Genomic DNA, 11834 nt, shown 5'->3' with positions numbered 1-11834 from the left:
TTCGTGTCGCTACGCCAACCCCCTTGCAGGGGGCAACACCTGCGGCCCGGCAAAGCCGGTTCCGCGGTGTTCCTTGAGAAGGCGCAGGGCGCCCCACAGTGAGTATCGGAACAACGAGCATGACGACGGAATCGATCATCCGCATGGAAGCGGTCAACAAGTGGTACGGTGAATTCCAGGTGTTGACCGGCATCGACCTGTCGGTGCGCCAGGGCGAGCGCATCGTGATCTGCGGGCCTTCGGGTTCGGGCAAGTCGACGCTCATCCGCTGCATCAACCGGCTGGAGACGGTGCAGAAGGGCCGCATCGTGGTCGACGGCATCGACCTCACGGCCGGCGGCAAGAACGTGGATGCCGTGCGCGCCGAAGTCGGCATGGTGTTCCAGCAGTTCAACCTGTTCCCGCACCTCACCATCCTGGAGAACTGCACGCTGGCGCCGATGCGCTCGCGCGGCATGACGAAGGCGCAAGCCGAAGAGGTGGCCATGAAGTACCTCACGCGCGTACGCATTCCCGAGCAGGCCGGCAAGTACCCGAGCCAGCTTTCCGGCGGCCAGCAGCAGCGCGTGGCCATCGCCCGCGCGCTGTGCATGGCGCCCAAGATCATGCTGTTCGACGAGCCCACTTCCGCGCTCGACCCCGAGATGGTCAAGGAAGTGCTCGACACCATGATCGGCCTTGCCGAAGACGGCATGACCATGCTGTGCGTGACGCACGAAATGGGTTTTGCCCGCAGCGTGGCCGATCGCGTGATCTTCATGGCCGACGGAAAGATCGTCGAGCAGGCGCCGCCGGAAGAGTTCTTCGGCAACCCCAAGGACGAGCGCACGCGCCAGTTCCTCGGCCAGATCCTCAGCTCCCACCAAGCGCACTGAATGTCCTTTCCCGTTCTGATTTCTCTGTCGTCCTTCGGTGCGGCCGAGGTGGGGCGGCATGGCCAGCTCTGGTGCTCGCAGCTGGCATTGGCGGCTGGCGCCGATTCGGTGGAAGTGCGCGGCGAGATGCTGCGCGACGCCGGGGCCGAACTGCCCGCCCTGAGCGGGCTCGCTTCCGTGTACTCCAGCCCCGAGGGCCTGTGGGCCCAGGGTGGCTGGCTCGACAGCGCCGCGCTCAAGCGCGGCATCGCCGCGGCCACGCGTATAGGCGCCAAGCGGCTCAAGATGTCCATCGGCGACTTCCAGGCCTCGTCGCACGGCTCGCTCTGGGGCCTGAAGGTGGAACTGGCCGAAACACGCGTCGAGCTGCTCATCGAGAACGACCAGACCGTGCGCGCCGGCACGCTGCCCGCGCTGCAGACTTTCTTCGAGGTGGCCGACCGTGCCGGGGTGCCGCTCGGCATGACCTTCGACATGGGCAACTGGCACTGGCTCGGCGAATGCCCGCTGCAGGCGGCGCAGGCGCTGGGCCACCGCGTGCGCTACGTGCATTGCAAGGGCGTGCAGCGCCTGCCGCACAAGTGGGTGGCGGTGCCGCTGGGCGATTCGGCCGCGCCGTGGCGCGCGGTGCTGCGTGCATTGCCGGCCGACGTGCCCCACGCCATCGAATACCCTCTCGCAGGCGACGACCTGCTGGCCGTTACCCGCGCGCAGATCGATTTCATCCGCGCCGCGCGCGCATAGATCGAGAGACACACATGACAGAACCCACCGCTTTCGACGTCGCCCTGTTCGGCGAAGCCATGCTGCTGCTCGTGGCCGACCGGCCAGGTCCGCTGGAAGACGCCCAGTCGTTCCACAAGCGCACCGCCGGCGCCGAGACCAACGTGGCTATCGGCCTCTCGCGGCTGGGCCTCAAGGTCGGGTGGGCCAGCCGGCTCGGCACCGACTCGATGGGCCGCGCGTTGCTGGCCGCGATGCGCGCCGAAGGCATCGACTGCTCGCACGTGATCACCGATGCGACGCAGCGCACCGGCTTCCAGTTCAAGGGCCGCGTCACCGACGGCAGCGACCCGCCGATCGAATACCACCGCAAGGGTTCGGCCGCGAGCCACATGGGCCCGGCCGACGTCGACGAGGCCTGGCTGCGCTCGGCGCGCCATTTGCACGCCACGGGCGTGTTCGCCGCCATCTCCGACACCAGCCTGCAGGCCGCGCTGAAGACCATGGACGTGATGCGCGCGGCCGGCCGCACCATCTCCTTCGACACCAACCTGCGCCCGACGCTGTGGTCGTCCACCGAGACCATGCGCCACTGGGTCAACGAACTCGCCTCGCGCGCCGACTGGGTGCTGCCCGGCATCGAAGAGGGTCTGCTGCTCACGGGCCACGACAAGCCCGAGGACGTCGCGAAGTTCTATCGCGAACGCGGCTCGAAGCTGGTGGTCGTCAAGCTCGGCGCCGAGGGCGCCTACTACGACAGCGACGTGGCCGGCACCGGCCGCGTCGACGGCTTCCCGGTGAAGGAAGTGATCGACACCGTGGGCGCGGGCGACGGCTTCGCGGCCGGCGTGGTGAGCGCGCTGCTCGAAGGCCGCAGCGTGCCCGATGCCGTGCGCCGCGGCGCATGGATCGGCGCGCGCGCCGTTCAGGTGCTGGGCGATACCGAAGGCCTGCCGACGCGGGCGCAACTCGAAGAAGCGGGGCTCTGAACGCCATGACGAACGCATCGAAGAAGAACATCCTCGTCTTCCGGCCGCTGCCCGAGGATCAGCTGGCACGCCTGCAGGCCGCGCACCACGTCACCGTGGCCGATCCCCGCAAGGAGCCCGAGGCCTTCGCCGCCGCGCTGCGCACCGCGCACGGGTTGATCGGATCGAGCCACACGGTCGATGCTGCGCTGCTCGATGCGGCGCCGCAGCTGCAAGTCATTTCGAGCGTGTCGGTCGGTGTCGACAACTACCCGCTGGCCGAACTGCACAAGCGCGGCATCGTGCTGTGCCACACCCCCGACGTGCTGACCGAGACGGTGGCCGACACCGTGTTCGCGATCCTCATGGCCACGCAGCGCCGCGTGGTCGAACTCTCGAACCTCGTGCGCGAAGGGCGATGGACCAGGAACATCGGCGAAGAGCTCTTCGGCACCGACGTGCATGGCAAGACGCTGGGCATCCTGGGCTTCGGCCGTATCGGGCAGGCCGTGGCGAGGCGCGGTGCACTGGGTTTCGGCATGCCGGTGCTGTACCACTCGCGCCGCGCGGTCGACCTGGCTGCGCAGGCGCCCGAACTGCAGGGCCGCGCCACGCACACGCCGCTCGACGATCTGCTCGCGCGCGCCGACATCGTGCTTGCGATGCTGCCGCTGACCGACGCCACGCGCGGCATGATCGACGCGGCCTTCTTCGCGCGCATGAAGCCCGGTGCGTCCTTCATCAACGGCGGCCGAGGCGCCACCGTGAACGAAGACGCGCTGCTGCACGCCCTCGACCACGGCACGCTGCGCGCCGCAGGCCTCGACGTGTTCGCGAAGGAGCCGCTGCCGGCCGACTCGCCGCTGCGCACGCATCCGCGCGTGACGCCGCTGCCGCACATCGGCTCGGCCACGCACGAGACTCGGCACGCGATGGCGGAGCTGGCGACGACCAATCTGCTGCAGGTGCTGGCCGGGGAGAAGCCGACGGCGCCGTACGACACGGCGGCCGCATGAGCTCAGCCGGGCTTTACTCCCTCCCCCGCTGGGGGAGGGCAGGGGTGGGGGCAAGCGGCGCATCCAGCGGGCACTCTGCCTGCCCCCACCCCAACCTTCCCCCAGGAGGGGAAGGAGCAAGACCATGAAGCCGACGGGCCGCGCCACCATCGCCGATGTCGCCGCGGCGGCCGGCGTCTCCAAGGCCACCGTCTCGCGCTTCCTCAACCACCGCGAACGCCTGCTGAGCCCCGACATCGCCGCGCGCGTCGAAGTCGCCATCGCCGCGCTCGCCTATTCGCCGAGCCCGATGGCGCAGGCCCTGAGCCATGGCCGTTCGCGCCTCATCGGCCTGATCGTGGCCGACATCACCAACCCGTATTCCGTCGCGGTGCTGCGCGGCGCCGAGAAGGCCTGCCAGGACGCCGGCTATCTCGTGATGCTGTTCAACCTCGGCAACGAGAGCGAACGCGAGCGCGAAGCCATCGATGCGCTGGCGGGCTACCAGGTCGACGGCTTCATCCTCAACACGCTGGGTCGAGGCAGCAACGTGGTCGATGCGGTCACGCTGCACGGCAAGCCGGCGGTGCTGGTCGACCGCCGCCACGCGGGCATGCACACGGACTTCGTCTCGCTCGACAACCCTGCCGCGATGACGGCCACCTGCGGCCACCTGGTCGAAGGCGGCTACCGCGATCTGCTCTACGTCACGGAGCCGCAGAAGGGCGTGAGCTCGCGGCGCGAACGCACGGCAGCGTTCGGCGCCTGCGTGGCCGCGCATGAGCCGCGCGTGGCGGGCGAGGTGTTCGAATCGGTCGAGGGTGAGAGCGATGCGCTCGACGAGGCTTTGCGCGCCTTGCGCCTGCGCGCCAAGCGCGGCCGACGCGCGGCCGTGGTCGCGGGCAATGCGGTGGTCACGCTGCGCATTGCGCAGGCGATGGCGCGGCTGGGCTGGCAGTTCGGCACCGACCTGGGCTTTGTCGGTTTCGACGATCCGGAATGGGCCTCGCTCATCGGTCCCGGCCTGAGCACCGTGGCCCAGCCCACCGACGCCATCGGCCGCACCGCCGCTACCTGCCTGATCGAGCGGCTGCGGGGACTGGACGCGGCGCCGCGCCAGTTGCTGCTGCCTGGAGAGCTGGTGGTGCGGGGCTCGTCGCGGGCGCTCTAGCATCCGCGAACAGTTGAAGCTGGCATCATCGCGTGCCCAGACCGCCATGTCACCTTCCGCAGACTCCTTCGTCCGCCGCGTTCGCAGCCAGCTCGACCAGCTGTCCGCGACGGAGCGCCAGCTTGCCGACTTCGTGTTGGAGTTCCCGGGCGAGCTGGCGAGCTATGCCGGTAACGAACTGGCGGAGCTTGCGGGCGTGTCGCCCTCGACGGTAAGCCGCTTCATCCGCCGCATCGGGTACGAGAACTACGAGGAGGCCCGGCGGCAGGTCCGTGAGGAAAAGCAGACCGGCTCGCCGCTGTTCCAGAACGCCACCGAGGCTTCCAAGCGCGGCCACCTGGTGGCCACGCATTTCCAGCAGTCTCAGGCCAACCTGGCCAGCACCTTCGATCGGCTCGACGACCGGCAGATGGCAGAGATCGTCAAGGCGATCATCGGCGCGAACCAGGTGCTGATCTTCGGCAGCCGCAGCAGCCATGCCTTCGCGCAGTACCTGCGCTGGCAGATCATCCAGGTGGTCCCGCGCGTCACCGCCATTCCGGGGCCTGGAGAAACGCTGGCCGAGCACCTGGCCGGGCTGGGCACGCGCGACTGCGTGATCGTCTTCGGCACGCGCCGGCAGACGCGGCAGATGGACACCCTGCTCGAGGCCGCGAGCCGCATCGGCGCGCGCATCGTCTACATCAGCGACCGGGCGTCGCCGGACTTTGCCGGTGCCACCTGGTCGCTGCAGTGCGATTGCCGCGGCCCCGGGCTGCTGGACAACCACACCGCGGTGATGGGCGTGTGCGATCTGCTCGCCACCATGGTGATCGAGGCCTCCGGCTCCGCCGGCCGCAAGCGGCTGGCAGCCATCGAGCTCGGCCACGAGGAAAACGGCGAGCTCTGAGCCGCACGCCAACGGTGCGCACCCGCACGTTCACGGTGCGCCCGGCCTGAAATTTCCCCCTGTAATTCCCCGAAAGTTCGGGCATGGCGCTTGCTCATGGTTGCTTGTGACTGGAATTTTGATTTCACAAAACATATATAGGTGAAATCGATATGTCATTGCAACGAGGTCGCCGATAGCATGCGAAAGGCGATTCCGGACAGCACCGAGCAAGCACTTCTTCCTTTCTCAAGGGGTTTCCAATGGCTGGACCTGCACTTTCCTCCGGGCCTGACTCGCCCCGGGTTGCCGAGCTCGACCGCGCGCTCGACAAGATCGGTGTCACGCGCTCGCATCACACGATCATCTTTCTGATCCTGATCGGTTGCCTGTTCGACAGTTTCGAGCAGAACGCCGTCGGCATCGTGGGGCCCATGCTGCGCCAGCAGTGGGGCCTGAGCGCATCGGACATCGGCCTGCTGAACACCGTCACCTTCACTTGTGCGGCGATCGGGCGGATCGTTTCGGGCTTCATTGCCGATCGCTACGGACGCCGCGTGATGCTGTCGCTCGATCTGCTGCTGTTCACGCTGGGCGCGGGCGTCTGCGCGACGGCGCCGAACTTCACGGTGATGGCGCTCGGGCGTGCCATCGTCGGCTTCGGACTCGGCGGCGAGATCGCCATTGCGGTGACCATGCTGGCCGAGTTCTGCTCGACCAGGTTCCGCGGCACGGCAGTGGGGTTGGTCAACGTGGGGGCAGGCGGCCTCGGCAACTTCCTCGCGCCGGGCTTCGGCCTGCTGGTGTTCTGGATGTTCCCGGGCGACAACGCGTGGCGCTGGCTCTTTGCCTGCCTCATGGTGCCGGCGCTGCTCGGCGCGTTCTATCGCCGCTACATTCCGGAAACGCCGCGCTTTCTGCTCTCGCAGGGCCGCGTGAAAGAGACGAACGCGGTGCTGTCGCGGCTGGCGTCGGGCCGGCTCTCGGCGAAGAAGGTGCCGCAGCAGCAGTACATCAACGAGGATGGCGCGGACGCGCAGCCTGCGAAGGTCAAGGTGCGCGTCACCGAGATCTTCCGCGGTGCGCTGGCGCGGCGCACCATCCCGCTGTGCATCACGATCTGGATGACCTACGGCGCGCAGATCTCGGTGCTCACGCTGATGCCGACCATCCTCGTCACGCTGGGCTACAGCATGTCGAAGAGCCTGGTGTTCACGATGGTGATGCAGGGCGGAAGCCTGCTGGGCGCCATTGCGGCGTCGCTGCTGGGTTTTCACTTTCCGCGCAAGCGCGTGCTGACGGCCGGCGCCGTGTGCGCCTGCCTGGCGGCCCTGACGATCGGTTTCGTGGCCAAGAGCATCGCCGTGATCCTCATTGCGGGCGCGGTGTTCCAGTTCTTCGTGCTGCTGCTGAACACGACCATCTGGATCTTCGCGCCCGAGCTCTACCCGACGCGCGTGCGGGCCTTCGGCACTGCCTTCATCCTGGCCACGGGCACCGCGGCGGGCGCGTTGATGCCGCTCGTCGCCGGGCGTCTGTTCGATGCCTTCGGCCTCGTCGGCGTGTTCGGACTGGCGGCCGGCATGTACGCGGTCTTCGTGATCAGTGTGCAGAGCGTGCCGGAAACCTATGGCCAGTCGCCCGACGCACTGCCCCTGCCCGGTGAAGGCCTGGCCACAGACGCCACCCAGGCCGCCAAGATCGCGCAGCCGGGTTGAACCTCAGAAAGCTTCTCGCATGACGGACATCCTGCTCATCAACCCCAACTCGTCGACCGCCACCACGGACATGATGACGAAGATCGCCAACGGCGAGGCCCCTGCGGGCTGCCGCGTGACCGGCCGCACCGCCACGGGCGGGCCCTCGATGATCGTCAACGAGCAGGAGCTCGAGGCCGCCGCCACCGAGGTGCTGAAGGTGTGGCGCGAGGCTGGCGTTGCGCGCTGGGACGGCGTGATCGTCAGTGCCTTCGGCGACCCGGGAATCGACCTCGTGCGAGCGAACGCGCGGGTGCCGGTGGTCGGCATCGCGGAGGCGTCGATGCGCGAGGCGAGCAATGGACATCGGCGCTTCGGCATCGCCACGGTGACGCCCGAGCTGGTGGCACCCATCGAGCGGCGCGCCCGTGCGCTCGGGTTGCTCGGCCTGTACGCCGGCACCCGCCTGACACAGGGCGACCCGCGCGAACTGGCGGCCGAACCGCAAGCGCTGGAGGACGCGCTGGCACGGGCCGTGCAGCGCTGCATAGACGAAGACGGCGCGCAGGCCGTGATCATTGGCGGCGGCCCGCTGGGCCAGGCCGCGCTGGCGCTGGCACCGCGCTTCGGCGTGCCGGTGATCGCACCGATTTCCGCCGCAATGCGGCAGCTGTGTGCGCGACTCGAAGTCGCGTCCTGAACATGAGGAGCAAGACATGAGCATGAGCACGGCGGCAAATCCGGGCGCATCTGCAGCGGCGTCAGGCACGGGCGTGGACTCGCTCGCGGAACGCGACCTGACCTTCAGGCGCATCGTCTGGCGCCTGATTCCCTTCCTCACGCTGGTGTGGTTCCTGGCGTGGATCGACCGCGTCAACGTCGGCTTCGCGAAGCTCACGATGATGAGCGACCTGCAGTGGTCCGACGCCATCTACGGCGCGGGTGCGGGCGTGTTCTTCATCGGCTACTTCTTCTTCGAAGTGCCGAGCAACATGCTGCTGCAGAAGTTCGGCGCCAAGAAGACCATCATGCGCATCACCATCGGCTGGGGCGTGGTGTGCGTGCTCATGGCCTGGGTGAAGACACCGCTGCAGTTCTATGCGCTGCGCTTCCTCATGGGGGCGTTCGAGGCGGGCCTGCAGCCGGGCGTGATCCTGTACCTGACCTACTGGCTGCCCGCACACCGGCGCGGCAAGGCGCTCGCGTTCTTCGTTTCGGCTTCCGCGCTGTCGCTGATGTTCGGCAGCCCGATCGCCGCCTACCTGATGGAAGCGCTCGGCGGCGTGGGTGGCTTTCGCGGCTGGCAGTGGCTGTTCGTGATCGAGGGCATTCCATCGATCGTGGCGGGGGCCGTGGCGTACTTCGTCCTCAGCGATTCGCCCGCCAAGGCACGCTGGCTGAGCGCGCGGCAGAAGGCGCATGTCGAGAGCGAACTGGTGCTCGAGGCCAGGAGCCTGGGCCATCGCGAACACAGCTTCCTGGCGTCGATGCGCAACCCGCAGCTCTGGGTGCTCACGCTGATCTTCTTCTGCATCGTGGCGGGCAATGCCACGCTGGTGTACTACGGGCCGAGCATCGTGCGGGAGGTCGGCGTGAACGACATCAAGACGCTGGGCTGGGTCATGGCGGGCATCTACGCCTGCGGCTGGATCGGGATGATCGGCAACGGCTACCTCTCGGACCGGCGCAAGGAGGTGAAGTGGCACACGGCCATCGCGGCCGGGCTGGGAGCGCTGGGCCTGCTGCTCACGGCCTACTTCCTGGGCCAGAAAAACATGGCCGGCGTGATCGTGTCGCTGGCGCTGTCGTCGGCCGGCACGATGGGCTCGATCCCGATCTATTGGCAGATACCGAGCCGCTACCTGTCTGCCACGGCGCTGGTGGTGGGCCTGGCGTTCATCAATTCGGTGGCCAACCTCGCGGGGTATTTCTCGCCGCAGCTGCTGGGCTACCTGAAGAGCAGCACGGGGCAATATGCGCAGGGCCTGACGATCATCGCGGTGGTCGAGTGCATGGCGACAGTGCTGATCGTGCTGTTCGTCTCGCGCGAGAAGGCGCGCAGCCCCGCGCCGGGGGAGTGACTGGACGAGCGCTGCCCGCTGCCGCAGCGGCTCGCCCGAGCCGGGCGTCAACTGAAAAAGATCGACGGGATCAGCCGACTTCGGCGATCAGCTCGATCTCCACACAGGCTCCCATCGGCACCTGAGCGACGCCGAAGGCGCTGCGTGCATGCGCGCCCTTTTCGGGACCGAAGACTTCGGCGAAGAACTCGCTCGCGCCGTTGGTCACGAGGTGCTGTTCGGTGAAGGTGCCGACCGAGTTCACGAGGCTCATCACCTTGACGATGCGATTGACCTTGTTCAGGTCACCCACGGCCGCGTGCAGCGTGCCGAGCAGGTCGATGGCGATGGCGCGTGCGGCCTGCTTGCCTTCCTCGGTGCCGATGCCGGCGCCGAGCTGGCCGGCCCAGACCTTGCCGTCCTTCTTCGCAATGTGGCCCGAGAGGAACACGAGGTTGCCGGTCTGCACGAAGGGCACGTAGGCGGCCGCGGGGGCGGCGACCGGGGGCAGGGTGATGCCGAGGCTGGAAAGTTTGTCGTAAACGCTCATGGAGACTCCTTGTCTTGGGAAGGCGATTGTGTCTGTGTTTGCGGCAGGCCCTCGACCACTTCCCCCACGGGCTGCACGGTCACGCCGACCCGCAGCGTGTGCCTGGCGCCGCCATGGAGTACGCCGCGCATCGGCGACACGTCGGAATAGTCGCGGCCGATGGCGAGCGTGACGTAGTCCTCGCCCGGCTGGCGGCCGTTGGTGGGATCGAAATCGGCCCAGCCGCCCGCGCTCTCGGAACCGTCGTCCTCGCCCTTTCCGGGCAAGTACACCGACACCCAGGCGTGCGACGCATCGGCGCCCACCAGCCGGGGCTGGCCGGGCGGCGGCTGCGTCAGAAGATAGCCGCTGACGTAGCGCGCGGGCAGGCCCATGGTGCGGAAGCACGCGATCATGATGTGGGCGAAGTCCTGGCACACGCCCTTGCGCTGTGCGAGAGCCTCGACGGCGGGGGTGTTGATCTCGGTGCTGTCGGCGTCGTACGCGAAGTCCTCGTACATGCGCTCGGTGAGGTCCATCGCCACGTCGAAGGTAGGGCGGCCAGGCACGAAGCTGGCGCGCGCATAGGCCGCGAAGTCGCCGTGGCGCGGCACGTAGGGCGAGGGAAAGACGAACTCCGAGGCCGCATCGAAGGTGGCGTCCTTGCGGAAGCGGAAGCGCTCGCGCACGGCTTCCCACGGCAGTTCGCGCGCCACGGCGGGCGACAGCACGGGCTGCGAGGTTTCGACCACGCTCTCGGCCGTGACGACGAGCCGGTCGTGCGTGGCTTCGAGTGCGAAGAAGGCGCGCGTGTTGCCGTACAGGTCGGCCAGCTCGTTGCGCTGCGCAGGCGCCGGCTCGATGGCAAGCCGGTGGCTCACGAGCCGCTGCGAATCCGTGGCCAGCGGCTTGAGGTGGGCGAGGTGCTGCGCGGTCTCGACCGGCGGCGAGTACTCGTAGCGCGTTTCGTGGGTGACGTGAAGCAGCATGATCGACAGTGCCCGTTGCGTGGGTCTACTTGGCCTCGGCGCCGAAGTGCGAAGCGTAGATCTTCGCGTAGGTGCCGTCGGCCCGGATGCCTTCGAGGCCCTGGTTGATCCTGGCCAGCAGTTCGGCGTTGCCCTTCTTCACGGCAATGCCGTACTTCTCGACCGGAAAGCCCGCGTCGCTCACGGTCTTGAAACCGCCCGCGGTGTTGTTCGCGATGTAGTGCACCACCACGCCGTTGTCTGCCACCACGGCCTGCACGCCGCCGGCCTCGAGTTCCTTGAGCGCGAGCGGCGTCGATTCGAAGCGCTTGATGGCGGTGCTCGACTTGCCCAGCAGCTTGCCCACGACCTCGTCGCCGGTGGTGCCGTTCTGCACGCCGACTTTCATGTTCTTGATGTCCTCGAATTTCGTGACGGGCGAGTCGCTCTTCACGGCGATCAGCTGCCGGGCGTCGAAGTAGGGCTGCGAGAAGTCCATGGTCTGGCGGCGCTCGTCGGTGACGGTGATGGCCGACACCAGCAGGTCGCGGTCGCCCTGGTCGAGCGCATTGAAGATGCCTTCCCACGGCGTGTTGACGAACTTCACCTCGAAGCCCGCCTTCTGCGCGACCGCCTTCACTACGTCGACGTCGAAGCCTACGATCTCGCCCTTGTCGTTCTGCGATTCGAAGGGCGTGTACGCGGCGTCGGTGCCGACCACGAGCACGCGCGCGGCGGCCGGTGCCGCCGGTGCACCGGTGGCGGACGGTGCGGATGCCGGCTCCTGCTTGTCGCAGCCGGCGATGGCAAGGGCCGCGAAGAGGCCCGCGGCGGTGAGTGCGAAGCGGCGGTTGATGGTGACGCGGTGGGGCATGGCGGTGCTTCTCCGTGAACTTGTTGTGGAACGCCGCGGAACCGGCTTTGCCGGGCCGCAGGCGTTGCCCCCAGCGAGGGGGTGTGCGTAGCGACACGAAGTGCGC

General features: G+C 68.0%; 12 protein-coding genes. 9 read left to right on the top strand and 3 right to left on the bottom strand.

Annotated elements, in window-relative coordinates; genetic code table 11:
• Positions 1-119: 119 nt before the first annotated feature.
• The 9 genes from PMI12_RS25960 to PMI12_RS25920 all read left to right on the top strand — a co-directional run bounded on the left by PMI12_RS25960 (position 120) and on the right by PMI12_RS25920 (position 9378).
• Positions 120-875, top strand: a complete 756-nt coding sequence (locus PMI12_RS25960) for an amino acid ABC transporter ATP-binding protein (RefSeq protein WP_007838571.1) — start codon at positions 120-122, stop codon at positions 873-875.
• Entirely contained in the window at positions 876-1619 is a 744-nt protein-coding gene (locus PMI12_RS25955; RefSeq protein WP_007838569.1) for a sugar phosphate isomerase/epimerase family protein, read from the top strand.
• A 14-nt stretch (positions 1620-1633) separates the two neighbouring features.
• A complete protein-coding gene (locus tag PMI12_RS25950; RefSeq protein ID WP_007838567.1) occupies positions 1634-2587 on the top strand; it encodes a sugar kinase in 954 nt (317 codons plus the stop codon).
• Between the two features lie 5 nt (positions 2588-2592).
• On the top strand, positions 2593-3582 hold the full coding sequence (locus PMI12_RS25945) for a 2-hydroxyacid dehydrogenase (RefSeq protein WP_007838565.1): 990 nt from the start codon (positions 2593-2595) through the stop codon (positions 3580-3582).
• 124 nt (positions 3583-3706) lie between these two features.
• Positions 3707-4732 (top strand): LacI family DNA-binding transcriptional regulator, encoded by a 1026-nt coding sequence (locus PMI12_RS25940; RefSeq protein ID WP_007838563.1) that lies wholly within the window; start codon positions 3707-3709, stop codon positions 4730-4732.
• A 46-nt stretch (positions 4733-4778) separates the two neighbouring features.
• Positions 4779-5621, top strand: a complete 843-nt coding sequence (locus PMI12_RS25935) for a MurR/RpiR family transcriptional regulator (protein ID WP_007838561.1) — start codon at positions 4779-4781, stop codon at positions 5619-5621.
• Between the two features lie 242 nt (positions 5622-5863).
• Positions 5864-7318, top strand: coding sequence for an MFS transporter (locus tag PMI12_RS25930; RefSeq protein ID WP_007838557.1), 1455 nt, complete (start codon positions 5864-5866; stop codon positions 7316-7318).
• Between the two features lie 19 nt (positions 7319-7337).
• A complete protein-coding gene (locus PMI12_RS25925) occupies positions 7338-7997 on the top strand; it encodes an aspartate/glutamate racemase family protein (protein ID WP_007838556.1) in 660 nt (219 codons plus the stop codon).
• A gap of 22 nt (positions 7998-8019) precedes the next feature.
• On the top strand, positions 8020-9378 hold the full coding sequence (locus PMI12_RS25920) for an MFS transporter (protein WP_237726176.1): 1359 nt from the start codon (positions 8020-8022) through the stop codon (positions 9376-9378).
• Between the two features lie 70 nt (positions 9379-9448).
• Here the strand turns inward: PMI12_RS25920 and PMI12_RS25915 are convergent, their stop codons facing one another.
• From PMI12_RS25915 to PMI12_RS25905, 3 genes are read right to left on the bottom strand one after another with little or no spacing between them, the layout of a single operon-like run.
• Positions 9449-9907, bottom strand: a complete 459-nt coding sequence (locus tag PMI12_RS25915) for a RidA family protein (RefSeq protein WP_007838553.1) — start codon at positions 9905-9907, stop codon at positions 9449-9451.
• Positions 9904-10875, bottom strand: a complete 972-nt coding sequence (locus PMI12_RS25910; protein ID WP_007838551.1) for a transglutaminase family protein — start codon at positions 10873-10875, stop codon at positions 9904-9906. Before PMI12_RS25910 ends, PMI12_RS25915 begins: the two co-directional genes overlap by 4 nt.
• 25 nt (positions 10876-10900) lie before the next feature.
• The gene (locus PMI12_RS25905; protein ID WP_007838550.1) at positions 10901-11728 is read right to left on the bottom strand and encodes a basic amino acid ABC transporter substrate-binding protein; all 828 of its coding nucleotides are present in this window, start codon (positions 11726-11728) and stop codon (positions 10901-10903) included.
• Positions 11729-11834 lie beyond the last annotated feature (106 nt).

Source organism: Variovorax sp. CF313, from assembly GCF_000282635.1.
In the GTDB taxonomy this organism is placed as follows: Bacteria; Pseudomonadota; Gammaproteobacteria; order Burkholderiales; family Burkholderiaceae_C; genus Variovorax.
Note: the sequence above shows the minus strand (reverse complement) of the source record. Positions and strands in the feature narration are given on the sequence as shown.